At 62.8% G+C, this 25,436-nt stretch carries 25 protein-coding genes; 14 read left to right on the top strand and 11 right to left on the bottom strand.

All coding sequences use genetic code 11. The features are described 5' to 3' along the window. Positions 1-55: 55 nt before the first annotated feature. The 4 genes from NRB16_RS13485 to NRB16_RS13500 form a co-directional block, all read right to left on the bottom strand. Positions 56-898 (bottom strand): zinc-dependent peptidase, encoded by an 843-nt coding sequence (locus NRB16_RS13485; protein ID WP_253143033.1) that lies wholly within the window; start codon positions 896-898, stop codon positions 56-58. A gap of 4 nt (positions 899-902) precedes the next feature. Next, a complete protein-coding gene (locus tag NRB16_RS13490) occupies positions 903-1,550 on the bottom strand; it encodes a DedA family protein (protein WP_253143034.1) in 648 nt (215 codons plus the stop codon). A gap of 191 nt (positions 1,551-1,741) precedes the next feature. Then, positions 1,742-2,200, bottom strand: a complete 459-nt coding sequence (locus NRB16_RS13495) for a GNAT family N-acetyltransferase (protein ID WP_045487195.1) — start codon at positions 2,198-2,200, stop codon at positions 1,742-1,744. Positions 2,201-2,407: 207 nt separating this feature from the next. Next, positions 2,408-3,928, bottom strand: a complete 1,521-nt coding sequence (locus tag NRB16_RS13500; RefSeq protein ID WP_253114991.1) for an aldehyde dehydrogenase family protein — start codon at positions 3,926-3,928, stop codon at positions 2,408-2,410. A 199-nt stretch (positions 3,929-4,127) separates the two neighbouring features. Between NRB16_RS13500 and mpl the strand changes: the two genes are divergently transcribed. The 4 genes from mpl to NRB16_RS13520 all read left to right on the top strand — a co-directional run bounded on the left by mpl (position 4,128) and on the right by NRB16_RS13520 (position 8,481). After that, positions 4,128-5,492, top strand: a complete 1,365-nt coding sequence (gene mpl, locus NRB16_RS13505; RefSeq protein WP_257106321.1) for a UDP-N-acetylmuramate:L-alanyl-gamma-D-glutamyl-meso-diaminopimelate ligase — start codon at positions 4,128-4,130, stop codon at positions 5,490-5,492. Next, positions 5,489-6,118: a flavin prenyltransferase UbiX gene (gene ubiX / locus NRB16_RS13510; RefSeq protein WP_253114989.1), complete on the top strand. Its 630-nt coding sequence runs from the start codon at positions 5,489-5,491 to the stop codon at positions 6,116-6,118. The genes mpl and ubiX overlap by 4 nt, the downstream gene beginning before the upstream one ends. Then, entirely contained in the window at positions 6,111-6,395 is a 285-nt protein-coding gene (locus NRB16_RS13515; protein ID WP_253114988.1) for a YceK/YidQ family lipoprotein, read from the top strand. The genes ubiX and NRB16_RS13515 overlap by 8 nt, the downstream gene beginning before the upstream one ends. 106 nt (positions 6,396-6,501) lie before the next feature. Further along, positions 6,502-8,481: a TonB-dependent receptor domain-containing protein gene (locus tag NRB16_RS13520; RefSeq protein WP_257106322.1), complete on the top strand. Its 1,980-nt coding sequence runs from the start codon at positions 6,502-6,504 to the stop codon at positions 8,479-8,481. A gap of 130 nt (positions 8,482-8,611) precedes the next feature. On the opposite strand, the gene NRB16_RS13525 is transcribed toward NRB16_RS13520, so the two are convergent. From NRB16_RS13525 to NRB16_RS13540, 4 genes are all read right to left on the bottom strand, one after another. Then, entirely contained in the window at positions 8,612-9,946 is a 1,335-nt protein-coding gene (locus tag NRB16_RS13525) for an ATP-binding protein (RefSeq protein ID WP_257106372.1), read from the bottom strand. A 29-nt stretch (positions 9,947-9,975) separates the two neighbouring features. Next, positions 9,976-10,728 carry a response regulator gene (locus NRB16_RS13530; protein ID WP_257106323.1) on the bottom strand — a complete coding sequence of 251 codons (753 nt, stop codon included), beginning with the start codon at positions 10,726-10,728 and terminating at the stop codon, positions 9,976-9,978. 191 nt (positions 10,729-10,919) lie between these two features. Beyond that, positions 10,920-11,858, bottom strand: a complete 939-nt coding sequence (locus NRB16_RS13535; protein WP_257106324.1) for an alpha/beta hydrolase — start codon at positions 11,856-11,858, stop codon at positions 10,920-10,922. A gap of 25 nt (positions 11,859-11,883) precedes the next feature. Continuing rightward, positions 11,884-13,497 carry an IclR family transcriptional regulator C-terminal domain-containing protein gene (locus NRB16_RS13540; RefSeq protein ID WP_257106325.1) on the bottom strand — a complete coding sequence of 538 codons (1,614 nt, stop codon included), beginning with the start codon at positions 13,495-13,497 and terminating at the stop codon, positions 11,884-11,886. 181 nt (positions 13,498-13,678) lie between these two features. Between NRB16_RS13540 and NRB16_RS13545 the strand changes: the two genes are divergently transcribed. From NRB16_RS13545 to NRB16_RS13590, 10 genes are all read left to right on the top strand, one after another. Further along, complete coding sequence (locus NRB16_RS13545) at positions 13,679-14,491, top strand: dimethylmenaquinone methyltransferase (RefSeq protein ID WP_045487223.1); 813 nt, start codon at positions 13,679-13,681, stop codon at positions 14,489-14,491. Further along, positions 14,491-14,943, top strand: coding sequence for a nuclear transport factor 2 family protein (locus NRB16_RS13550; protein ID WP_253142518.1), 453 nt, complete (start codon positions 14,491-14,493; stop codon positions 14,941-14,943). Before NRB16_RS13545 ends, NRB16_RS13550 begins: the two co-directional genes overlap by 1 nt. Beyond that, positions 14,940-16,358, top strand: a complete 1,419-nt coding sequence (locus tag NRB16_RS13555; RefSeq protein ID WP_257106326.1) for an aldehyde dehydrogenase (NADP(+)) — start codon at positions 14,940-14,942, stop codon at positions 16,356-16,358. The genes NRB16_RS13550 and NRB16_RS13555 overlap by 4 nt, the downstream gene beginning before the upstream one ends. A gap of 10 nt (positions 16,359-16,368) precedes the next feature. Beyond that, positions 16,369-16,662 (top strand): Dabb family protein, encoded by a 294-nt coding sequence (locus tag NRB16_RS13560; RefSeq protein ID WP_045487232.1) that lies wholly within the window; start codon positions 16,369-16,371, stop codon positions 16,660-16,662. A 103-nt stretch (positions 16,663-16,765) separates the two neighbouring features. Further along, complete coding sequence (locus tag NRB16_RS13565) at positions 16,766-18,052, top strand: MFS transporter (protein WP_253142516.1); 1,287 nt, start codon at positions 16,766-16,768, stop codon at positions 18,050-18,052. A 30-nt stretch (positions 18,053-18,082) separates the two neighbouring features. Then, the gene (locus NRB16_RS13570) at positions 18,083-18,904 is read left to right on the top strand and encodes an NAD(P)-dependent oxidoreductase (protein ID WP_045487240.1); all 822 of its coding nucleotides are present in this window, start codon (positions 18,083-18,085) and stop codon (positions 18,902-18,904) included. Further along, on the top strand, positions 18,901-19,992 hold the full coding sequence (locus tag NRB16_RS13575; RefSeq protein ID WP_257106327.1) for a mandelate racemase/muconate lactonizing enzyme family protein: 1,092 nt from the start codon (positions 18,901-18,903) through the stop codon (positions 19,990-19,992). Before NRB16_RS13570 ends, NRB16_RS13575 begins: the two co-directional genes overlap by 4 nt. A gap of 18 nt (positions 19,993-20,010) precedes the next feature. After that, a complete protein-coding gene (locus NRB16_RS13580; protein ID WP_253142514.1) occupies positions 20,011-20,904 on the top strand; it encodes an aldose 1-epimerase in 894 nt (297 codons plus the stop codon). A 197-nt stretch (positions 20,905-21,101) separates the two neighbouring features. Next, entirely contained in the window at positions 21,102-22,370 is a 1,269-nt protein-coding gene (locus tag NRB16_RS13585) for an OprD family porin (protein ID WP_257106328.1), read from the top strand. 130 nt (positions 22,371-22,500) lie between these two features. Continuing rightward, positions 22,501-23,121, top strand: coding sequence for a LysE family translocator (locus NRB16_RS13590; RefSeq protein ID WP_257106329.1), 621 nt, complete (start codon positions 22,501-22,503; stop codon positions 23,119-23,121). Between the two features lie 6 nt (positions 23,122-23,127). Here the strand turns inward: NRB16_RS13590 and NRB16_RS13595 are convergent, their stop codons facing one another. The 3 genes from NRB16_RS13595 to NRB16_RS13605 form a co-directional block, all read right to left on the bottom strand. After that, positions 23,128-23,820 (bottom strand): DUF1963 domain-containing protein, encoded by a 693-nt coding sequence (locus NRB16_RS13595; protein WP_045487255.1) that lies wholly within the window; start codon positions 23,818-23,820, stop codon positions 23,128-23,130. An 83-nt stretch (positions 23,821-23,903) separates the two neighbouring features. Further along, positions 23,904-24,107 (bottom strand): DUF6124 family protein, encoded by a 204-nt coding sequence (locus tag NRB16_RS13600; protein WP_052483395.1) that lies wholly within the window; start codon positions 24,105-24,107, stop codon positions 23,904-23,906. A gap of 351 nt (positions 24,108-24,458) precedes the next feature. Further along, positions 24,459-25,346, bottom strand: coding sequence for a LysR substrate-binding domain-containing protein (locus NRB16_RS13605; protein WP_257106330.1), 888 nt, complete (start codon positions 25,344-25,346; stop codon positions 24,459-24,461). Positions 25,347-25,436 lie beyond the last annotated feature (90 nt).

The raw sequence follows: 25,436 nt of genomic DNA on the forward strand, positions 1-25,436 counted from the left end.
AGGGCTTGCCACGCACCGGGCATCTATCCATTAGACGTAGAAGCACGCCCGGTTATTAGCCGGCCGGGTTCTCGACGGCCTCGTGAGCATCAACTTGCTGGTAGGCCGGGTCATCACGTTGCAGCTGTTGCAGGCGCGCCAGTGGGTCCTGGCGGTAGAACAGCTTCAACTGTTCATACACCTTGGGATATGCCTCGTGCAGCAGGTCCGGACCGCTGAAAAAGTATTCGCTGGTGACGGCAAAGAACTCGGCCGGGTTTTCCGCTGCGTAGGGGTCGATGGCGGTTTCGCAGTCTGGATCGGCATCCAGTTGGCGGTTCATGTCGTCAAAGGCACCCTGCATGGCGCTGGCCCAGGCGCTGACGCGCATGTCACTGTGCAGTGGCGGCAGACCGTTGGCGTCGCCGTTGAGCATGTCGAGCTTGTGCGCCAGTTCGTGGATCACCAGGTTATAGGCTTCCCAGCCGCCGCTGGACGCAACGCCGGCCCAGGCGAGAATCACCGGGCCCTGATACCAGGCTTCGCCGCTGTGCTCACCGTCGTACTGGTGTTCCACGCCGCTGCTGTCGCGATAACGCTGCGGGCTGAGGAAGTCGTCGGGATAGATCACCAGTTCATGAAAACCCTGATACCAGTTCAGCTCGCCCAGATTGAGCAACGGCAATTGCGCCTGGGCGGCCAGCAGCAGGCGCTGTTCGTCGTCCAGGGTCACGCCGGGCAGGGTGGTGAGGTGTTTGTCTTGCAGGAACAGTACACAGGCGTCACGCAGCCAGGCGAGTCGCTCGTCGCCCAGCCCGTCAAGGATCGGCAGGCGCTCCAGCACCCGCTGCCAGAGCGCGTCTGGCACCGGGTTGCGCTTGAGGGTGCGTGCCCGGCGCCATTTGCCGAATGACCACATGGGCTTAGCGGGCGTCCGCCGAGCGGCTGAAGCGGGTGCGCAACAGGCCAATGATCATCGGCAGCAGCGACAGCAGGATGATGATCAGCACGCCCAGCGTCAGGTGTTTCTTGATGAACGGCACATTACCGAAGTAATAGCCCAGAGTGACCAGGCTGCCGACCCAGATAATCGAACCCAGTACGCTGAAACCGAAGAAGCGCAGATAAGGCATGTGCGCCACGCCGGCGACGAACGGAGCAAAAGTGCGAAAGATCGGCAGGAAGCGCGCCATGGTCACGGTCTTGCCGCCATGCCGCTCATAGAACAGGTGGGTTTTGGCCAGATAGTCCTGACGGAAGATCTTCGAATTGGGGTTGGTGAACAGTTTTTCCCCCATGGTTCGGCCTATGACGTAGTTGGTGCTGTCGCCCATGATCGCCGCCAGCATCAGCAGACCGCCCAGCAGCACCGGGTCCATACCGCCACCAGCGGCCACGGCGCCGGCGATGAACAGCAGCGAATCGCCGGGCAGGAACGGGAAAATCACCAGCCCTGTCTCGCAGAAAATCACCAGGAACAGAATCGCGTAGATCCAGGGACCATAGTTGGCCACCAGTAACTCAAGGTAAGCATCGAGGTGCAGAATAAGGTCTAACGGGTTGAAATCCATTGGAGTACCTGGTCAATCAGCGTGGTTTTACAGCCGATGTCTATAGCGCGGGCGACGACAGACGCGCGGCATTATAGAGCCAGAACTGCTGGATGGGGTGTGAGAGGGTGTGGCGACAGGTTACAGATTGATGCAGGCGCTCCGGCAGCGGGCCGGTCAGGCTGCGATCTGTTCGCAGCCCACCGCTGCTGTCAGCTGTCGCTGATGGGCAGAACGTAGTTCTTGAACTGGGTGTCTTCCTTGAAACCGATCGACTCGTAGACCCGATGGGCAACCTCGTTATCGATACTGGTCGAGACCCGCATACGCACGGCCTGAGTCTCCTTGGCCATCTTCTTGGCGTGTTTCATCAGATGGTCGGCGACCAACTGGCGGCGTGCATCTTCTGCGACATAGATGTCATTGAGGATCCACACGCGCTTGAGCGACAGGGAAGAAAAACTGGGGTAAAGCTGGCAGAAACCAAGAATCTTTCGTTCGTCGTCTTTGGCTACGGCAAGAAAGATGACTGACTCATCACGGCTCAGGCGTTTTTCAAGAAAGTCCCGGGAAGAGTCCGGGAAGGGCAGCTCGCCGTAAAATTCGCGATATTTCACGAACAGCGGCGTCAGCAGGTCCAGATGTTCCAGCGTGGCTTTGATGATCTGCATGGGTGGGCCTCAACTTCATGATGGGCTGCTGCGCAGGTGAGGGTTCGATGCTGCCGTCTCGCTTTAGAAAGTGCAATCTAAAGCGGTGGGAGGGCAGATCCCGTGTAGGAGCAGCTTCAGCAGCGAAGCCTTCTTGACTACGAAGCCTTCGCTGCTAAAGATCGCCGCCCGGCAGCTCCTACGGCGGGTGCCTTAAGGATTCAGTGCTCAGAAGAACCCTAGCGGATTGATGTCATAACTGACCAGCAGGTTTTTGGTCTGCTGATAGTGGTCGAGCATCATCTTGTGGGTTTCCCGGCCTACACCAGACTTTTTATAACCGCCGAACGCGGCGTGCGCCGGGTACAGGTGATAGCAGTTGGTCCAGACCCGACCGGCCTTGATACCGCGGCCCATGCGCCAGGCGCGGTTGATGTCGCGGGTCCACACCCCGGCGCCGAGGCCGAATTCGGTGTCGTTGGCAATCGCCAGCGCTTCGGCTTCGTCCTTGAAAGTGGTGATGCTGACCACCGGGCCGAAGATTTCCTCCTGGAACACGCGCATTTTATTGGTGCCTTTGAGCAGGGTCGGCTGAATGTAATAGCCGCTGGCCAGATCGCCTTGCAGGGCTTCGACTTTGCCGCCGGTCAGCAGCTCGGCGCCTTCTTCCTGAGCGATGTCGAGGTAGGAGAGGATCTTGTCGAACTGCTGCTGCGAGGCCTGGGCGCCGACCATGGTGTCGGTGTCCAGTGGGTCGCCGCGCTTGATCTGCTTGATCTTTTTCAGCACCGCGTCGATGAACTGCGGGTAGATCGACTCCTGGATCAGGGCGCGGGACGGGCAGGTGCAGACTTCGCCCTGATTGAAGAACGCCAGCACCAGACCTTCGGCGGCCTTCTCGATGAATTGCGGTTCGGCGTTCATGATGTCTTCGAAGAAGATGTTTGGCGATTTGCCGCCCAGCTCCACGGTCGACGGGATGATGTTCTCGGCGGCCAGCTTCATGATGTGCGAACCCACCGGGGTCGAACCGGTAAAGGCAATCTTGGCGATGCGCTTGCTGCTGGCCAGTGCTTCACCGGCCTCGCGACCAAAGCCCTGGACGATGTTGAGTACGCCCGGCGGCAGCAAGTCGCCAATCAGCTCGACCAGCACCGTGATGCCCAGCGGGGTCTGTTCGGCGGGCTTGAGTACCACGGCATTACCGGCAGCCAGCGCCGGCGCGAGTTTCCAGGCAGCCATCAGGATCGGGAAGTTCCACGGGATGATCTGCCCGACCACGCCCAGCGGCTCATGGATGTGATAGGCCACGGTTCCGGCGTCGATCTCGGCAGCGCTGCCTTCCTGGGCGCGCAGCGCGCCGGCGAAGTAGCGGAAGTGGTCGGCAGCCAGCGGAATGTCGGCATTCAGGGTTTCGCGGATGGCCTTGCCGTTGTCCCAGGTCTCGGTGAGGGCCAGGGTTTCCAGGTTGGCTTCGATCCGGTCGGCGATCTTCAGTAGCACCAGGGCGCGGGCCTGGGCGCTGGTCTTGCCCCAGGCCTCGCTGGCAGCATGGGCGGCGTCCAGGGCCTTGTCGACATCTTCGGCCGTGGAGCGGGGAAATTCGGCAATTGGCTGGCCATTGACCGGCGAAGTGGTGGTGAAGTACTGACCCTTGACCGGGGCGACGAACTCGCCGCCGATGTAGTTACCATAGCGCTCCTTGTAGCTGACGATGGCGCCTTCGGTACCGGGATGAGCGTAACGCATGGTGTTGCCTCCTTGAGTGGAAGTTCTTTTTTGTGACTATCGTCTGAGCTTTTCATTCGTGCAGTCCACAAGCGTAGGCCATAAACCCCTGTTCTGTAGGCTGAACTTCAGACGTAGATCTGGTCGAACAGGCCAATAAACAGCGGGTGCGATTTCACCTTCCCTAGGCTACCCTGCGCGAAGGATTTTAGAGGTGGTCATGCATATTCATATTCTTGGTATCTGCGGCACGTTCATGGGCTCGCTGGCGGTTCTCGCCAAGGAACTGGGGCACCGGGTAACCGGCTCCGACGCCAATGTCTATCCACCGATGAGCACCCAGTTGCAGGCGCAAGGCATCGAGCTGACCCAGGGCTACGACCCCGAGCAACTTGACCCGGCGCCGGATCTGGTGGTCATCGGCAACGCGCTGTCGCGTGGCAACCCGGCGGTGGAATACGTGCTCAATCGCGGCCTGCCGTACGTCTCAGGCCCGCAATGGCTGGCCGATCACGTGCTGCAAGGCCGCTGGGTACTGGCCGTGGCCGGCACCCACGGCAAGACCACCACCAGCAGCATGCTGGCCTGGGTCCTGGAACACGCAGGCATGGCGCCGGGCTTCTTGATCGGTGGCATCCCGCAGAATTTCACGGTTTCGGCGCGGCTCGGCGATACGCCGTTCTTCGTGGTCGAGGCCGACGAGTACGACAGCGCGTTCTTCGACAAACGCTCCAAGTTCGTCCATTACCGCCCGCGCACCGCTATTCTCAATAACCTTGAGTTCGATCATGCGGACATCTTCCCGGACCTGGCCGCCATCGAGCGACAGTTCCACCATCTGGTCCGGATTATCCCCAGTGAGGGCCTGATCATTCACCCCACCACCGAGACTGCTTTGCAGCGCGTGGTGCAGATGGGCTGCTGGACCCCGGTGCAGACCACTGGCGAGGGCGGTCAATGGCAGGCGCGTTTGCTCAGCGAAGACGGTTCGCGCTTTGAGGTGGTGTTCGAAGGCCAGGTACAAGGCGTGGTCGACTGGCCGCTGACCGGTCAACACAACGTCGCCAACGCCCTTGCCACTCTGGCTGCCGCCCGCCACGTCGGGGTGGTGCCTGCTCTGGGTGTACAGGCGCTGAGCGCCTTCAAGAGTGTCAAACGGCGCATGGAAGTGGTGGCCGAGGTGCAGGGCATTACGATCTACGATGACTTCGCTCACCACCCGACGGCGATTGCCACCACCCTGGACGGTTTGCGCAAAAAGGTCGGTGATGCGCCGATCATCGCGGTCATCGAGCCACGCTCCAACTCCATGAAGCTCGGCGCGCACCGCGATGGTCTGCCAGACAGCGTGCAGCAGGCCGACCAGGTGGTCTGGTATGCGCCGCCGAATCTGGGCTGGGATCTGGGCACTACGGCGGCTGAATGCACGGTGCCGGCGGTGGTCTGCGATTCGCTCGAAGCGATCATTGCGCGGGTTAAAAGCCAGGCCCAGCCCGGAACCCATGTGGTGATCATGAGCAACGGCGGGTTCGGCGGCCTGCACGGCAAACTGGCCGAAGCGCTGCAACAGGAGCCGCTGCAATGAGCGGCCCGGAGCGCATCACCGTTGCGGTGACCGGCGCCTCCGGGGCGCAGTACGCGCTACGCCTGCTTGATTGCCTGGTGCGTGAAGACCGCGAGGTGCACTTTCTGATCTCCAAGGCCGCGCAACTGGTGATGGCCACCGAGACCGACGTGCGCCTGCCGCCAAAGCCGGCGATGATGCAAGCCTTCCTCACCGAGTACACCGGTGCCGAAGCCGGGCAGGTTCGGGTGTATGGCCGCGATGACTGGATGTCGCCGGTGGCCTCGGGGTCTGGCTCGCCCAGTGCGATGGTGGTGGTGCCGTGTTCAACCGGCACCCTGTCGGCGATTGCCAGTGGTGCTTGCAACAACCTGATCGAGCGCGCCGCTGACGTAACCCTCAAAGAGCGCCGCCAGCTGATCCTGGTGCCTCGTGAAGCGCCGTATTCCAGCATTCATCTGGAAAACATGCTCAAGCTGTCGAACATGGGCGCGGTGATTCTGCCGGCTTCGCCGGGCTTCTATCACCAGCCGCAGACCATTGATGATCTGGTGGATTTTGTGGTGGCGCGGATTCTCAACCTGCTCAATATCCCGCAAGACATGTTGCCACGCTGGGGCGAGCATCATATGGGCAGTGATGAGTAAGCTGGCCTTGGTGGTGTTGCTGCTCGGTCTGAGCGGCTGCGCCACGGTCAATACCTTGAATGCCGCTCAGCCAGGCGCGCCGCTGGTGTATGCCGGCACCCGCCTGGACCTGTACGCGCTGCAGGGCGGCTGCTGTGCCCAAGAGCGTTTCGGCACTGAAGCACCGCGCTATCCGGCCCTGGACCTGCCGGCCAGCGCGCTGTTCGACACCCTGTTGCTGCCGCTGTCATTGCTGACCGCGTTGGGGGTAGGGTTCGAGGCCAGCGGCGGCTGGTAGCTGGCAGGGGGGAGGCGCACCGCAGCACTTGTCACATCTTGTCCAACCTTCCTGAGTGCAGATGCATACGATTCTCTTTTACCTCCCCTGAATCGTAGGAACGCCCATGTCTTCTCCATTCCGTCTGCGGCCTTCGGCTGTAATGATGCAATTCGCCCTGGCCACGCTGGTCAGCGGCCAGGTCTTCGCCCAAGAGCAGATTCAGGAAGCAGTCGAGACGGCCAGCGTGATTTCGCTGGAAGATGTGGTGGTTACGGCGGCGGGTTATGAGCAGACCGTGGAGCAGGCTCCGGCGTCGATCACCGTGATTACCGGCGACGAGCTGCGCAAGAAGTCCTTCCATGACCTGACCGACGCGCTGCGTGATGTGGAAGGCGTGACGGTCAACGGCAGCGCCAACGAGACCGATATTTCGATCCGTGGCATGCCTGCCGACTACACCCTGATTCTGGTCGATGGCAAGCGCCAGAGCGCCCGCGAGTCGCGGGTAAACGGCAACCGTGGGTATGAGCAGAGCTTCATCCCGCCGGCCGAGGCCATCGAGCGGATCGAAGTGGTGCGTGGCCCGATGTCGTCGCTGTATGGCTCGGACGCCATCGGCGGGGTGATCAACATCATTACCCGCAAGGTCACCCCTGAATGGACCGGCTCGCTCACCTACGATTACTCGGCACGCCAGCACAGCGACCAGGGCAATGCCCGGCAGACTCAGTTCTTCCTCAGCGGCCCGATCATGGACAAGTTGCTGGGCTTGCAGGTCTGGGGGCGTTATCTGGACCGTCAGGCTGACGATGACGTCGAAATCACCAACGGTTTCAGCAAGGCCGACCACAAGGACCTGACCGCGCGCCTGGCGATCACTCCGAATGCCGACCACGATATCCTGCTTGAGGCCGGTGCCACTCGTTTGAAGAACGGTGACGGCCTGAGTGCCAACTGGTCGACCCGCGAGCAGGAGAACAACCGTGATCACTGGTCGATCTCGCACCAGGGCCGTTGGGGCTGGGCGACTTCGGACGTGTCGCTGGCCTATGAGAAATCCAGCCGCGAAGGGCTGGCCAGCGCCAGCCAGAGCGACGTGCTGGGCCGCAAGCCGACCGTGGAAAACACCGTATTCGACGCCAAGCTGGTGATCCCCACCGAGCACAACATCACCACGGTCGGCACCCAGTGGAACGACAGCACCGTCACCGACTGGAACCAGGGCCTGAACGACCGCCGCAACTACGAGTATTCGGTGGTGCAAAAAGCGCTATTCGCTGAAAACGAATGGTCGGTCACCGATGCCTTCACCCTGACCACCGGCCTGCGCATGGACCACCACGAGCAGTATGGCGTGCACTTCAGCCCGCGGGTCTATGGGGTGTGGAATGCCACCGATGAATGGACCTTCAAAGGCGGTGTGTCGCGCGGCTTCAAAGCGCCTGAGTTGCGTGCGGTGATTCAGGACTACGCCGTATTGCGCCGTAACACCTGGGCGATGCTCGGCAACCCGGACCTGAAACCCGAAACCAGCACCAACTATGAGCTGTCGGCGCTGTGGTCGAACCGCGACAACCTGTCGGCCGGCGCCACGGTGTTCTACAACGACTTCCAGGACAAGCTCTCGACGGTCACCACCACAGAGCGCTGGAACGGCTACCTGATCATGGAGCGCGTCAACGTCGACAAGGCGGTGATTCAGGGGCTGGAACTGAACGGCCGCTGGGATGTGACTGACAGCGTGGCGCTCAAGGCCAACTTCACCTACACCGACTCCGAGCAGAAGAGCGGCGCCAACGCCGGAGCGCCACTGGCGCTGACCCCGGAGCGCAAGGCCAACGTGCGCGCCGACTGGCAGCTCAACGACCGGCTAAGCGTGTATGCGGCTTTGAACTACTACGGCAAGGAATACGGCACCACCCTGACCGAAGAAGCGGCGCCGGCCTACACCACCGGCGATATCGGCGGCTCGTTCGAGTTCAGCAAGAACCTGAGCTTCAACGCGGCCTTGCAGAACGTCGCTGACAAACGCCTGGATGATGAGACCTACGGCACCGTCAACTACGGCCGTACCCTGTGGGCGAGCACTACTGTGCGGTTCTGATTGGTGGATCACCCGGCAAACACCGGGCTTCTGTCTGTAGGACCAGCTTTAGCTGCAAAGGCTTTCGCCGCCCTTCGCTGCTGAAGCAGCTCCTACAGGGGGATCGCTTACCAATTGATGGGGGTGTGTGTCAGTAGGCCTCTGGCAGCCGCACCACCGCGCACAACCCGGCGGGCGGGCGATTCTCCAGGATCAACTCGCCGCCATGGGCCTGGATGCAGGCGCGGGCAATCGCCAGCCCCAGGCCCAACCCGCCGCCCTGGCTATGGTCTGAGTTTCTCTGACCAAGCTGCACGAACGGCTCGAACACCTGGCTCAGCCAGGCCTGTTCGATGCCCGGGCCGTGATCCAGCACTTGCACGATGATCTCGCCGCCGGCTGTCCAGGCACTGAGATGCGCATCGCCGGCATGGCGCAAGGCATTGTCGATCAGGTTGGTCAGCGCGCGTTTGAGCGCCAGCGGCCGACAATGGCAGACAATCTCCGCGCCGCGCTGCCAGCCGATAGCCTGCCCCATGCTGGCGTAGCGGCGGGCCAGATCGTCAAGCAGATCGCTCAATGACATCCGCACCGTGTCTTCCTGCACCGCATCGCCGCGCACGAAGTTCAGGGTTTCGCGGACCATGGCCTGCAACTCATCGAGACTTTCCAGCATGTCGTCGCGGGCAGGGTCGTCGTCGAGCAGTTCAATTTGCAGGCGCAATTCGGTGATCGGCGTATTGAGGTCATGACTGATCGCCGCCAGCATTCGGGTGCGGCCTTCTACATGCCGGGCGATACGTTCTTGCATGACATTGAAGGCGTGGGTCAGGTCACGGGCTTCCTGCGGACCCTGCAAGGGCAGTGGCGCGATCCATTCACCGCGGCTGACCCGTTCGGTGGCCTGGGCCAGGTTATTGACCGGTTGCACCACCCGGCGCATGAAGAAGAACACGATCAGTAGCACCGGCAGGGTGGTGACCGGCAGGCTGTAGCTAAGAATGCGGGTCCATTCGTAACTGCCCGTGGGGTGCTGTATGGCATTGAGGTAGCCGCCGTTGGGCAGGTCGATGCTGGTACGCAGCCGTAAAGGCGCCCAGCCGGCGCCGCTGAACACCCATTCGCGGGCATTGGCGCCGCTGGTGCGTTCCAGTTGCATGCCGATCCGCACGCTGTCGGGCAGCGGCATGCGCTGGCGCAGGTCGGCGATCAGCCGCTGTTCTTCGGGGCGCATGTCGTGGGTATCGGCCACCGCTTTACTGGCGACCCAGAAATGCGCTTCATGGGTTTGCATGGCCGCCAGCAAGTGCGAGGCGTCTTCGGGCGTCAGGCCCTCGGCCGCATGATAGGCGGTGATCAGCCGTTCCAGCGCCAGGGTGCGCGACAGCGGGTGCAGCAACGCGCCGGTGCGTTGCAGGTAGAGCATGGCAATTGCATTGCAGGCCAGCAGCGCCAGCAGCAGCTGCAGGCCCAGTTGATGGGCCATCCGCCGTGGCCACAAACGCCGCAGCCATTTCATGTGCAGTGCGTCGTGACGCTGGCGGCCAGCAGGTAACCGTCGCCCCAGATGGTGCGCAGCAATTCAGGAACGGCAGGGTTATCGTTTAGTTTGCGGCGCAGGCGGCTGATCTGTCGGTCAATGGCGCGATCAAACACTTCGTGGTTCGGGCGGGTGGTCAGGTCGATCAGCCGCTGGCGGCTCAGCACCTGATTGGGGTGAGCGAGAAACACGCCGAGCAGACGGCTCTCTACTGTGCTCAGGCGTACCGCCGTGCCATCGGCGCGCAACAGCGTGCCAGTGCTGGCGGTAAAGCTCATGCCGGCAAACTCGTGCCGCTGGGTGTCATGACCGGCAGGTGCCGCACTGGGTATGGCCGCAGTGCTGCCGCGACGGCGCAACAGGCTGTTGATTCGTGCGACCAGCTCGCGGGGCTCGAACGGCTTGGTCACATAATCATCGGCACCGATGTCCAGACCGCGAACCCGGTCGGCGCTGGTGTCGCGGGCGGTCAACAGAATCACCGGGATGTTATCGCGCCGATGCAGCCGCTGGCACAGCTCGAAGCCGTCGCCATCGGGCAGCATCACGTCCAGCACGACGACATCGAACGACTGCTGCTGCAGCAGTTGCCACATGCCGGCAGCGTCCTCGGCAGTACGTACCTCAAACTGATGACGACGCAGATACACCGCCAGAGGGTCGCGGATCTTGCGATGGTCATCGACGACCAGAATGCGGGGCGCGCAGGGTGTTACGACGGCGTTCATGACGGACCTGAAGGCGGCGAATGATGATTTTGGTGATGATTCTCATTAGCGAGGGGCATTCTACCCAATCAAACGCTCTTTGCCTCTGCTGCGGCAATTGTTCGCAGGCCTGCGACCTCTGTCGGTGGTGGGCATTCACGTCGATCAGCCGCGCGATGGGCACGGCTGCCCGGCCCGTTCTGCCAAGCGGGTCAGCCCCGTACAAAGCCCTCGATCGCCCGCGCCAGCGCGTCATAGAAATGTTCCACCTCAGCCACGCCCATGGCGCGCAGGCTGCCGTGCACCATGCCTTTGCCCACATGCACCGCTGCTGGCGTGTCGGCTTGTTGCAAGCGCTCGGCGTAGTGCAGGCATTCGTCGTACAGGATGTCGTACTCGGCCACGCCGATGAATGCCGGTGCCAGGCCCTCGAAACTTTTCGCGTGCAGGGCCATGGCCCACGGATGTTCGCGCAGCGCGGGGTCAGGCAGGTAACGTGACAGGCAACCGGCCAGCGACTCGACCGACAGCGACGGTGCATCGAAGTACAGGCTGGCCGAGGGCTGATGGCTGTGGGTAGTCAGTACCGGGTACAGCAGCGCCTGCCCCAGCGGCTGGGCTTGGCCCTGATCGCGCAATCTCACGCATAGCCCGGCGGCCAGGGCGCCGCCGGCGCTGTCGCCGGCCACCACTATGCGTTGTGGGTTCAGGGCATCGCTCAGCCGGCCGGCGCGAATGGCGTGCAGAATACTCAGGCTGTCATCCAGCGAGGCCGGGAAGGGATGCTCCGGCGCCAGCCGATAGGCCACCGCGACAATCGCAATCTTCAACCGCCGGGCGATGGCGTGGGCGAACCAGTCGTGGGTGTCCAGATGGCCATGATCCCAACCACCGCCGTGCAGGTACAGCAGCACCGGCCAGCCACCGCTCGGGGCTTGTGCGAGCGGCAGGTACAGGCGCACCGGCAGTGCGTCTACCTGCAAGTCATTGACCTGCCAGCCGTCCGGGCGTGGCGGGGTGAAATGGCGGCAGACGCGCAGGAATGCCTCGCGGCCGCCTTCGAGGCTGCCGTCGCTGGCGCCGATCCGGCGGCTGGTGGCGAGAAAGTCGAGGATCTCGGGGCACAGCGGTATGCGGTCGTGAAAGCTCATGGTTCGGGTCCTTGAAGAAAGTGAATCAGCGCGTGCCCCAATGGCAGGCGTGGGCAGTAACGCCCTTGAGTTCGGGATCCAGGCGCAGCAAATGCCCGGAGGCCGGGGCATTGCTCAGGGTTTCCATGGGCAGGTCATGGCGCGAGCTGGTGATGTACAGGGTGTCTTTGTCAGGCCCGGCAAAGGCCAGGTCGATCGGGCCAGGCACCGGCAGGCCGATCATGCGGTCCAGCGCGCCGTCGGGGCCAAAGCGCACCAGGCTCCAGCCGTCGCGCAAGGTGGTCCATACGCCGCCTTCGGCGTCCAGTGCTATACCGCTGGGGCTGCCAGAGCCTTTGGGCAGGCTTGCCAGCCGGCGCACGTTGGCGGCGTCGCGGCGCATCACGAACAATGTGCCGGTTTCTGGCCCCACGGCATACACCGAGGCGCCTTCGGCGTCCCAGCAGAAGCTGCCGATGGGCTCCTGAAACTGCCAGGCCGCCCGCAGTTCGCCTTGCGGGTTGAGTTCACCCAGGCTGCAGCCGCTGGCGGTTTTTATGCTGGCCCACAGGCTGCCGTCGGGGTGGCTGGCCAGGGCCAGTAACTGCTTGCCGGGCCAGTTGGCCAGCGGCTGCTCCTTGCCCTGCTCATCGAGCAGCGACCAGCCGTGGGCGTGGCTCACCAGCAAGCCGTTGCGGTGCAGTTCCAGGCCGTGAATCGGTGCGTCGAAGCGGGCAAAAACCCGGTCGCCCTGGCGGTCACGAATGCGGATCGCCGGGGCCAGGGTATCGGCCCAGAACAGCGCCTGGCGCGCTTCGCTCCAGCGCGCGAAGGCGCCATGGAACGACCACGGGCCGTCGACCAGTTCCAGTTCGTTGTCGTTGATTTTTATCGTCGTCTCCGACAACTGCGCGCCCACCCGCCGCGCCGCCTCGGCCAACTCCGGGCCGAGCAGCTCCAGGCGCTCCAGGGTCAGGCGGTAAGCCGGGCCGGCCACGCTCAGTGCGCCATGGACCTTGCCCGAGCTGTCCCGAATCGCCGCTGCCACACAGCGCACGCCCATCCGGATTTCTTCGTTGTCGATGGCGTAACCACGCACCTGGGTGATGCGCAATTCGGCGTTCAGGCGGCGACGGTCGACCAGGGTCAGTGGGGTCAGTGGGGTGAGGGTCAGGCCCTTGAGAATTTCTTCCCGCGATTGCTCGTCCATGGCGGCGAGAATCGCCTTGCCCTGGCCGGTGCAGTACACCGGCTTGCTCTGCCCGAGGCTGGCCGATGAGCGTTGGGTGTGGGCACCGTCGCAGCGTTCCAGCGACATCACCTGGTTGCCATCGAGCACCGCCAGGTATGACGTCTCGCCGGTGAGGTCACGCAGGGCACGCAGCTCGAAACTGGCAGCGGCGACCAGGTCGGGCATCAGGTAGGCATTGCGCACCAGTTCCATATAGCGGAACCCGAGGCGGTAGACCTTGCGCACCGGGTCGCGGCGGATCATGCCGCGTTCGATCAGCGTGGCGATGATCCGGTATAGCGTGGTACGCGGTAGACCAAGGTTCTGCGCCAGCTCGCTCTGGGACAGGCCGCTGGGGCTGGAACCCACGGCTTCCAGTACATCCATGGCTTTTTCCAGGGCGCCGGTGCCTTCAGATGCTGTGCTCATCAGAAATTCCCACTGATTGGAACGGACAAGTTGTCGCAGCATAAACGGCGTTTTCAGCAAGTCAATCTATCTCTAGCATCGCACTCACCTTGGCCCCGAAGCCTTTCTATGATTCCCGCATATTGGGAATTTTTACCGGGAAGGTCATGACGGGGTCTTCGAACCGTGCAGGAGAACAACAATGACCGAGATCCACCATTACGCCGACAGCCATGAAGATTCCGCCAAGCGCAAAGTGGTGGTCAGCGACGCCGTGCTGGCCAAGCTGGCGACCTGCAGCAGTGGCTCGTTGACCACCCAGTTGTTCAAGCTGGGTTTTCGTCAGCCGGCGCTGGTGGGGCTGCGTGCGCTGAGCAAGGACATCAAGCCGTTTGCTGGTCGCGCCTACACCATGCGCTTCATTCCTGCCCGTGAAGACATCGACACCTACGGCACCATGACCACCAAACCCAACGGCGACAACCTGCAATGGCAGGGGGTAGAGCAGGTGCAGCCGGGCGATGTGCTGGTGATCGACAGCCAGAACGACCCGCGTGCCGCCTCGGCCGGCAACATTCTGGTCACCCGCCTGATCGCTCGCGGTGCCAAGGCGATCATCACCGACGGCGCCCTGCGCGACGGCAGCGAGGTCGCGGCACTGCCGCTGCCGGCCTATGCCCGTGAAGTGACCGCCACCACCCGTATCTCCTACCACCACGTGGCCGACCTGCAGGTGCCGATCGGTTGCGCCGGCGTGGCGGTTTATCCCGGTGATGTGATCGTGGGTGATGCCGATGGCCTGACGGTGATTCCGGCGCATCTGGCTGAAGAAGTTGCCGAGTACTGCTCGGTGCAGGACGACCTGGAGAACTACCTGGCCATGCGCATCGCCGCCGGCGAAGCGCTGTGGGGGGTGTACCCGCCCAGCCCGGAAACCGTGGCCCAGTACCACGCCTGGATCGCCGCTGGCCGCCAGCCGATCCCGAGCGTCATTGGCAACAAGGAGAACCCGTAATGACCGAGCACAAGCACGCCCAGACCATTCGCCGCTATTTCGACGCCTGCAATGAAGGCGACTTCGCCAAGCTGGTGTCCTGCTTCACCCCTGACGCGGTGCACTACTTTCCGGCCGGCCTGCCGGAGGTGCCATGGCGCAGCGCTGAAACCATCGCCGCCAAGTGGGTGTGGTGCGTCGAGAACCTCGGTTCGCAGTGGACCATCGAGAAGATTCTGGTCAGCCATGACAGCGACGAAGCGGTGATCGAGTGGACCCACTGGAAAGGCAAGCTGGGCACCGCGCTGCGCGGCGACGAGTGGTACATCTTCGACAAGGACAGCGGCCTGATCAAAGAAATTCGCGCCTATTACGCCTCGCCAGCGGACAAGGACGTGAAGATCAACGAGCTGGTGGACTTCGATTACAGCGGCCGTGGCTACCACCTCGGCCCGGCGACAGGAGACAAATGATGGCTGCCAACAACTCGCCAGAGCTGCAACAGATTGACCAGGTGGTGGCTGCCAGTGTCGCCACTGCCGAGCTGTGGGCCACTTCGACCCCGGCCTTGCGCGCCGCACTGCTCGACGGCCTGGCCCAGGCTCTGGAAGCCCATCAGGCTGAATTGGTGGCCCTCGCCGATGCAGAAACCCATCTGGGCGCTGGTCGCCTTAATGGTGAAGTGGCACGTACAGCGTTCCAGTTGCGCGGTTTCGCCACTGAAGTGCGCAACGGCGTGCCTTACGCCGTTGTCGACGATGAGGCCATTGCCGGTGCGCCGCCTGCCGGTCGCCCACGCCTGACCCGGGTCAGTGAACCGCTGGGGCCGGTGGCGATGTTTTCGGCCAGCAACTTCCCGTTTGCCTTCTCGGTACTCGGGGGCGATACCGCCTCGGCGCTGGCCGCCGGTTGCCCGGTAGTGGTCAAGGCCCACTCGGGCCACCCGCAACTGTCGCGGGCCGTGTTCGACATCGCCCAGGGTGTGCTCAAGGCGCAGAGTCTGCCAGCCGGCCTGATCGGCCTGGTCGATGGCGCCAGTCGCGCCGCTGGCACTTACCTGGTGCAGCATCCACAGATCGCGGCCGTGGCCTTCACCGGCTCGTTCGGTGGCGGGACCGCGCTGTGGCGTGCAGCCAACGAACGGCCGGTGCCGGTGCCGTTCTTCGGCGAGCTGGGTTCGATCAATCCGCTGGTCGCCTTGCCGCACGTGCTTGAGCGCGACGGCGAGAGCCTGGCCAAGACTCTGGCCGGCTCGATCACCATGGGCTGCGGTCAGTTCTGCACCAGCCCTGGCGTGATTGTGCTGCTGCCAGGGGCTGCCAGCGACCGTTTTGTCGACCACCTGGCCACCGCGCTGCAACCCCTGAGCACCCACGCCATGCTGACCGACGGCATGCGCAAGGGCTTCGAGCATGGCGTGGCGCAGCTTGAACAGGCGGCTGAAACCCGTGCGCTGTTCCAGCCTGCCGCCGACACCCAAGGCCCGGCTCCACGGCTGTTCGAAGTCAGCGGCCAGGCGTTTATCGACAACGTGCATTTGCGTGAAGAAGTATTTGGCCCTGCGGCTGTGGTGGTTCGCGCCGCTTCGGTAGAGCAGATCAATCAGGTACTGGAAGCCATCGGTGGCACCCTGACCGCTACCCTGTGGGGCTTCGAGCAGGCTGATGAACAGGCCCGCACTATCTACCGCACGGCACGCAAGATCGCCGGCCGGGTGCTGTTCGGCGGCGTGCCGACCGGCGTGGCGGTCACCGCCGCGCAGCAGCATGGCGGGCCATGGCCAGCCTCAACCCAACCACAGACCACGTCCGTGGGCTATGCCGCACTCCAGCGCTTCCTGCGCCCGGTAGCGCTGCAGGATGCTCCGGCCTGGGTCGTGGGCAACTGAGGGCGCGCTGATGATGAAGCATCTGGTGATGTTCCGCCGCCTGCCGGGGCTGGACAGGAATCCTGAACGGGAAGCCGCGCTGGTTCAAGGCATGCGTGATCTCGAAAAGCAAATCGACTTCATCCGCGCCTGGCGCGTATCGGCCAACGAGCTGGATCGCCCGATCTGCTGGGACTACCTGCTCGAATCGAGTTTCGACGACGCCGCAGCGGTACAGCGTTATCTGCCTCACCCGGCGCATGTCGCGCTGGTCACGGAGTTGAAAACGTACTTCGAGTGGGCGGCCGTCGATTACACCGAGTAAAGTCGTTAAACGCGTGCAGTGGCCTGTCACTGCACGCGCTTTGCGACGGACACTACAACAACAATAACTGGCGCGTTACGCGTGCGCCGGACGGAGATCCGTTATGCATAAGAAAAAGAATTACCGCTGGACGATCCTGACCATGTTGTTCATCGCCATGGTGATCAACTATGTGGATCGCGCGGCACTGTCCATCGCCATGCCCTTCATCACTCAGGAATACCACCTGACCCCGGCTGAAAAAGGCATGATCTTCAGTAGCTTCTTCTTCGGCTACGCGCTGTTCTGCTTCGTCGGCGGCTACCTGGCCGACCGCTACGGCCCCAAGCGTGTGCTGACGTACGCCATGAGCTTCTGGTCGGTGTTGTGCGGCACCACGGCGCTGGCCTTCAACTTCTGGTCGCTGCTGATCGTCCGTGCCCTGTTCGGCGTGGGTGAAGGCCCGGTGTCGACCACCGCCAACAAGGCCGTCAACAGCTGGTTTCCGATCAAGGAGCGGGCCCGTGCCATCGGTATCAACCAGGCGGGCGGCCCGTTGGGCGGCGCCCTGGCCGGTCCCATCGTCGGTTTCCTGGCCCTGTGGCTGGGCTGGCGCGCAGCGTTTGTGATCATCGCTGCCGTTGGTGTGGTCTGGGCCATCTGCTGGTATCGCATGGCGACTTCGACCCCGGTCGAGCACCCGAAGGTGTCGCCCGAAGAGCTGGCCGAGATCAACTTTGAGCGTGAAGTGCCGGTCACCGCGCCGCAAGACGCGCCACGCACCCCGGTGCTGCAGATCATCCTGCAACGTTCGGTACTGGTCACTGGCGTCTCGCTGTTCTGCTACAACTACATCCTCTATTTCTTCATGACCTGGTTCCCCAGCTACCTGATCGACGCCAAGGGCATCGACCTGAAATCCATGAGCATCGTCACCGCGCTGCCATGGCTGGTGGGCACCCTGGGCTTCCTGGCCGGTGGCGTGCTGATCGACGCCATCTACAAACGCACCAACAAGCGTCTGTTCTCGCGCAAAGTGGTGCTGGTCACCTGCCTGCTGATCGCGGCCTGCTGCATCGGCCTGACCGGTCAGGTGGATGGCGTGACCCAGTGCGTGATCGTGATGACCGTCGCCGTGGGCTTTTTGATGCTCACCGCGCCAGCCTACTGGTCGCTGATCCAGGACGCCGTGCCTGATCATCAGGTCGGCACCGCGGGCGGCTTCATGCACGGCCTGGCCAACCTGTCCGGCATCGTCGCCCCGACCGCCACCGGCTTCATCATCCAATCGTCCGGCACCTACTCCAGCGGCTTCGCTCTGGCCGGTGCGCTGGGCATCGTCGGCGCGCTGATCGTGGCGCTGTTTGTCGGTGAAGCGAAGAACAAAACAGCGGCCCTGTCGCCAGCCTGACACCGTCTAACGAAATATAAGGAGGCTGCCATGCAGACCCTGCTCATCACTGGCGCCGCCGGCATCGTCGGCACCGCTCTTCGTCCACTGTTGCGCAAGGACTACGCGCTGCGCCTGTTCGATCGTTTGCCGATCACCGATCTGGCCGACAACGAAACCGGCTTCGTCGGCGACCTGACCCGCACCCAGGACCTGGTGGAAGCGGTCAAAGGGGTCGATGCAGTGCTGCACCTGGCCTGCGCGCATGGCACTGACATTCGCTACGACAGCACCGTCAAACCCAACTACGACGCCACCCTGCAGTTGCTTGAAGCTGCCGCCGCCGCGCAGGTCAAGCGGTTCATCTTCGCCAGCAGCCATCACGTGCTGGGCCAGTACCCGTCCGATGCCCATGAGGTCTACGACGATCTGCCCATCGCGCCGGACAGCTACTACGCGATCAGCAAGGTGTTTGGTGAAGCCGCCTGCGCCACGTATGCACAGCGCACCGGCATGGGCGCCCTGGTGATCCGCATCGGCAACGCCGACCCGCGTGTCAGCGATGCCCGCCGTTTGCGGCTGTGGACCAGCGCCCGGGACCTGGAGCAACTGGTGCGCATCGGTCTGGAACATCCGGCCATCAACTACGACGTGGTCTACGGCGTGTCGGAGTGCCCACAGGCGTTCTTCAGCAATCATCACGCGCGTTCGCTGGGCTACCGGCCACAGGACAACGCCCAGGACTTCCTGGCAGCGAACTTTCTCGCCTTCGACGCCATGGACGCCGGAACCTCGGGCCGTCAGTTCCTGGGTGGTGCCTACGCGGTCAGTCCGCTGGTCAGTGTGTTGTCCGGTTCTGGAGAGGCCCAATGATCATTCGCAAGATCGAAACCTTCATCGTCGAAATTCCCTTCGTTGATGGAGGTAAAGGCAAGGGCATCACCCCGACCACCTGGCACACCCTGGAAAACGTGCTGGTGCGTATCGAAGACGATCAGGGCCATGTGGGCTGGGGCGAGGCGTTTGGTTACTTCACCGCTGATGCCACCAAGGCGACCGTCGACCGGCTGATCGCGCCGGTGCTGGTCGGCCAAACCATCACTGACATCCCGGCCTGGAACCTCAAGACCCAGCAGCAATTGCACCTGTTCGGCCGCTACGGCGTAACCACCTTCGCGATCTCCGGCGTGGACATCGCGCTGTGGGACCTCGCCGCGCAGCGCCGAGGCGTGCCGCTGCACCAGTTGTTCAGCGAGCAGCCGCGCAAGCAGATCCAGGCCTACGCCAGTCTGGTGCGCTATGCCGACAACGCAGTGGCTCCCGCGATCTGCGAAAAGGCTCTGGACATGGGCTTCACGGACATCAAGCTGCATGAGGTCACGCTGCCGCAAATCGCCGCCTGCCGCACCGCGATCGGCGATCAGGTGCCGCTGGCCACCGACGTCAATTGCAGTTGGTCGGTGGATGACACCCGCGCCTGGCTGCCGGCCCTGCGCGACCTGAACCTGGCCTGGCTGGAAGAGCCGATCTTTCCGCCGGAAGACTTCGCCACCCTTAACAGCTTCCGTGGCCAGGGTGTCGCACTGTCGGCCGGGGAAAACTGGTGCACCGCCGTGCAGTTCGAAAACGCCCTCAAGGCCGGCGCCGTGGATTCGATCCAGCCCAGCGTGACCAAGGTCGGCGGCATCAGCGAATGCCTGCGCATCGCCCGCCTGGCCGAGCAGTACGACACCCCGGTGTTGCCGCATTGCCCGTACTTCGGCCCGGGTTTTCTGGCCAGCCTGCACCTGGCCGCCGCGCAGCCGAGTGTGGCGCAGATCGAGTACCTGTTTGTCGAGCCGCAAGGTTGGCTGTACGACATCGAAGGCATTCGCAACGGGCGTCTGTTCGACATTCCGCAGGCCGCGGGGCTGGGCCAGCAGATCGACATGGACGTTTTCCAGCGGTTCCGGCGCGCCTGATTAAAGAGGGGAAAGGTCATGGCCCAAGCTGAAGTGATCCTGCACAACGAGTACCTGACCCTGCACCTGCTGCCCGAATCCGGTGGCCGGGTAGGGCGCCTGCTGGTGCGCAAGCATGGCCTGGACGTGTTCAAGCCGATTGACGCCAGCCTGCCGTTTGACCCGCTGAACTGGCCGCGTGGCGGCATTTACCCGCTGATTCCGTATTCCAACCGGATCGCTGATGCCACGCTGAACTTTGCAGGTGAGCGTCATACGCTGCCGGTCCACCCCGACGCCATGCCGCACACCTTGCATGGCGTCAGCCATACCCTGGCCTGGACCGTCGAGTCGGCGTCCGACACCACCGCAGTGCTGAGTCTGCAATACAGTGGCGCGCACTGGCCTTGGCCAATCCGCGCCGAACAACACTTCGAACTGCGCGGCGCAGAGCTGGCGATCAAGCTGGTACTGATCAACAACGGCGCAACGCCGATGCCGGGCGGCATGGGGCTGCACCCCTACCTCAATGCTTATCCACAGATGCAGGTGGCCTTTAACAGCCAGCGCCAGTGGGCGATCACGCCGGACTACCTCGCCAGTGGGGCATTTACCCAAGGGCAAGAACGTCGCTCGATCACCCCGCAGGATTGGGCCACGCAAACCTGGGCCGATTATCTGTCGCAATGGGGGGGTGAGGCGTCGGTGAGTTATCCACAAGGCCAGCTGAGCATCAAGGCTGGCAGTGAGCTCGATCACCTGGTGGTGTTCGGCCCGGCGGGTGTCGATTACCTGTGTCTGGAACCGGTTTCGCACTTGGCCAATGGCTTTAATCTGGCTGAAAGGCTGGGGCATGAAAGCACCGGCACCCAGGTGATTACACCGGGTGAGAACTTCAGCAGTCAGGTCTGTTTTCAATGGACGGATCGTTGAGCAGAGGCTTGGCAGCAAGCTGCCTCCCAGCGGATTCGTGGGAGGCAGCTCTGCCCGCAAACGCAGTGCAAAGCACTGCCAATAATCCCTGATCCACCCCAGGTAACAACCCTCATCACAACGCCCAACAGTCAGGGGCGGCGGTTTCGCTCGCCTTGAACAACGCTGTCCACCACAACTAAAGAAGAATAAAAAACATGAACAACACGCATAAAAAACTGCACCTCGCGCCACTCACTCTGGCCATCGCCAGCCTGCCCCTGAGCGCCCACGCCGACTTCATCAGCGACAGCAAAGCCTCAATCACCGCACGCAACTTCTACTACAACCACGACTTGCGCGACTCCACCAAACCGGCGCAATCGAAAATTGAAGAGTGGGCCCAAGGCTTTATTTTCAAGGCGCAATCGGGCTACACCGAAGGCTTTATCGGCTTTGGCGTCGACGTATACGCAGGTCTTGGCCTGAAACTCGACTCCTCGCCGTCGCGCAGCGGCTCGGCGTTACTGCCCGGCGCCTACAAGCATGCCGGCCAGGCGCGTAACGCCGACCCGCGCTCGGTGGACGAATACTCCGAAGCCACTGCAGCGGTGAAGATGAAGATCTCCAAAAGCGAACTGAAAGTCGGTGGCCTGTTTCCCAAACTGCCGATTCTTCAGGCCGGCGATGCGCGGCTGCTGCCGCAGTTCTTCGAAGGCGCGATGCTCAGCGTGCGCGAGTTCGACAACCTCGACTTTGACCTGGGCAGCGTCAACCGGGTGAACTACCGCGAGTTCGCTGGCGCGCGCAAGATTCAGGTCGGCAACTACTGGACCGTCGAGAGCGAGCGCTTCACCTATGGCGGCGCGACCTGGCGCATCACCCCGGACGCTTCGGTGGGCGTCTGGCAAGGCGAGCTCAAGGATGTGTATCAGCAGAGCCTGATCACTAGCACCCTCAACAAGCAACTCGGTGACTGGAAACTCGGTGCCCAGCTCAATTACATGTACACCCGTGAAGCGGGCGAAGAAATGGCCGGCAAGCTCGACAGCCGCATGCCCTCGGCCATGCTTTCGGCAGCCCTCGGCCCGCAGACGTTCCGCCTCGGCTACCAGTACAACGCCGGTGGCAGCGCCTTGCCATTCATGCACGACACCGACCTGCCAGCGGCGGCCAACGCCGTCCAGGTGCTGCGTTTTGACCGCGCTGACGAACGCTCCTGGCAGGCCCGCTATGATTTCGACTTTGCCGGCGTAGGCGTGCCTGGCCTGGTGGCCATGGCCCGTTATGTTCATGGCGACAACTTCAAATACCTGGGCCGCGACGCCGAGGAATGGGAGCGTAATATCGACCTGACTTACACCGTGCAGAGCGGCACGTTCAAAAATGTCAGTTTCAGGCTGCGCAATGTGGAACTGGTGGGTGACGTGACCGGACGGCGCGATGAGAACCGCTTTATTGTTTCGTATACATTGCCGTTGTTGTAATTCTGTCAGGTTGTGAGCAAACCCCGTAGGCGCTTTAGCGGCGAAAGCATCGCCGCTAAAGCGGCTGTTACGGTGGAATAATGGCGTCGTGTTAACCTGCGCACTTTCCCATCCTGCGCAGTCCCGAGCCATGCCCCTCGCCGATAACCTCATCGCCTTCACCCTCGCAGCCACCCTGCTGACCATCACCCCCGGCCTGGACACTGCGCTGATCCTGCGCACCGCCGCCGTTGAGGGCAAACAGCAAGCTTTGCGCGCTGCGCTGGGTATCAATGTGGGCTGCCTGCTATGGGGCGCGGCCGTGGCCTTCGGTCTCGGCGCGCTGATTGCGGTGTCGGAGCTGGCCTACGACATCCTTAAATATTGCGGCGCGGCCTACCTGTGCTGGCTGGGCGCGAACATGCTGCTGCGCCCGCGCAGCCACATCGCTCCGGCGGCCGGCGAGAACGGCAGGCAGACCAACTGGTTCCTCAAGGGGCTGCTGGGCAACCTGCTCAACCCGAAGATCGGCGTGTTCTACGTGTCGTTTTTGCCGCAATTCATCCCCCAGGGCGAGCCGCTGGTGGCCTGGACCTTCGGCCTGGTGGGCATTCATGTGGTGCTGGGGCTGGTCTGGTCGCTGAGCCTGATCGGCGCGACCCAGCCGCTGGCCGGGGTGCTGCGCAAGCCGGCGGTGATCAAGTGGATGGACCGCACCACCGGGGTGATCTTCATGCTGTTTGCGGCGCGGCTGGCGTTCAGCAAACGCTGATGCAGCTTAGTGAAAGTCGTAGTACAGAAACCACTCACCGGTGGTCTTGTGCTTCCAGAACATCAGGCTGCCGTTGTCGATCACGTTGAGCTGGATTTTGTCATCGGTTGAGATCTGGAACACGAACTCGTAGTCGTCGCCCGGATCGATACCCGACTGGCAGAACGAGGGGTAACCGCCGATCTTGTGGTCGTAGGTGTGGTCAATCAGGTCGTAGTAGCTCTCGATCACCCCGTCGTCTTCCAGCTTGAGCACTTCAAGCTCCAGCGCTCTGGGTACGCCGCCACCATCCCAGAGCGGGTAGTCAGCCTCCACCAGAGTGGCCTTGAGCGCAAATGGCTTGAGAAAGGTGTCGACACTCAGGTCTTTGCGCACCAGTTGATCGTCTGCGGTGTATTCGCGGATCAGCCAGTTCTCGCCCATGGGCTCTTCGCCGTCGGGGAAAGGCTCGCTGATGAACACCGTCATGACGTTCACGCCGTCCAGCAGCGGGCTGACGTAGGGCAGGGCCGGCAGGTAGAACTGCGCATAGGGAATCAGCGGCTGGCCGGCGGCATTGGTGGGGATCTGTTCATCGGGCCGGTAAAGAAAGACCTTGCCCAGCCAGCTTTCTTGCAGCGAATCGGTCGGGCGAAAGCCGCCGGCTTCGAATCGGGTCGCCGGTTTTGCCAACTGGCGTTTGATGTCCTGGATGTCCATGCTGATTCCTTGTGTGTCTGTGCCCCGATAGGAACCGTGTGAGCGGCGAAGGTTCGCCCTGCCGTTCGCCGCTGAAGCGGTTGCTACGTGGCGACCCGGCTCAAGGCGTCGTCGGCGACGCGGCAGGCCAGGTCGATCAGGTGATGGGTGGAAAAGGCCAGGTCGCGTTGGGTGCCGCTCAGATTGTCAGCGGTCTCGTAAGCGGTGGCGGCGGCGCAGCGCAGCACGTTGAGTACGTAGACCATCGAGTCTTCCAGGCTGGGTGGGTCGGGGACTGCTTTATTCATCTCATGATCCTCGTTGGGGCCACCGCTGAATCGCTGCTAAACGATCAAGGGTGGCGGCTTCGACGCGGGTTAGCAGACCGGGAGATCATGAGAAAGACCGGCGCACCCGAAGGTGCCCCACGCGAAGCCGCCATAAATGGCAGCTTGCATGTCTCAATGATCTCGTCAGGCTGCTAAACCCGATCGCTGTTTTTTCAGCGACGAACGCAGCCTAGTGGCCGAAATTGACACATGCAAGCGGTCGGGATTTTCTCGGAAACTTCGTACGAAAGAAAGGGAAACGCCTGCCAGAACGGGCTGCGGCGCGTGCTTTTGTGTGAGCTGAAGTAACGCATTTGCCTGGCGCCTCGTTCAGCGGGGCGCTGCCAGGACCTCGACCAGCTCACGCACATACCCCGGCAACGCGGCGAAATCCACCGCGCACAGTCGCAACTGGCGGTCTGCCCAGTCATCCGCCAGGCGCACGGCCCTGAAGCCGTGTGTCCCCTGCCAACGGTCCACTGCCGCCTGGGGCACGATGCCCAGGCCAGCGCCGTGGGCGACCATGCGCAAGACCCCGTCGACGCCTTCGGCACGCACCCGGATGCGCAGGCGTTTGCCGGCGTGCAGCGCTTGCTCTTCCAGGTAGATGCCCAGCGCGCTGGTGGCGGCGAGGGCGACGAACTCATGGTCGAGGGTCTGGCTGAAACGAAGGCTGTCGTGCTGCTCCAGTGGATGGCCGGCCGGGATGAGCAACGCCAGCGGGTCGGCGCGAAAGGGCAGGGTCTGCAGGTCGCTGGCGTCGACTGCATCGGTGACGATGCCGATATCGGCACTGCCGTGGCGCAGGGCGTGGAGGATGCGCAGGCTGGGGTGTTCCTGTAGATCAATATCGATATGCGGGTGGCTGACCAGAAAGTCCGCCAGTACTTCGGGCAGGTGCTCGCTCAGGGTCGAGGTGTTGCACAGCAGGCGGATCTGGCCCTTGAAGCCTTGGGCGTAATCGGCCAGCTCATCTTGCAGCCGCTCGACCTGTTGCAGGATCAGCCGCGCATGCCGCCCCAGGGCCTTGCCGGCCGGGGTCGGGGTAACGCCACGCCGGTTGCGCTCCAGCAAGGCGCTGTTCAGCGATCCTTCCATGGCCCGCACCCTGGCACTGGCCGAGGCCAGCGACAAATGGCTGCGGCTGGCCGCGGCGGTGATGTTGCCGGTTTCCAGGATGTTGAGGAAAAGCCGCAGGTCGGTGAGATCGAAGCGCATTGGGAATTCCGGGTCATTGGAGATGTGGGAGACATGCACGGGCCTGGATCACTACCTTGGGCTGTCTGGCAGCGCTGGGGGTTGCGTTGC

Origin of the sequence: Pseudomonas sp. LJDD11 (genome assembly GCF_024584215.1) — a bacterium.
In the GTDB taxonomy this organism is placed as follows: domain Bacteria; phylum Pseudomonadota; class Gammaproteobacteria; order Pseudomonadales; family Pseudomonadaceae; genus Aquipseudomonas.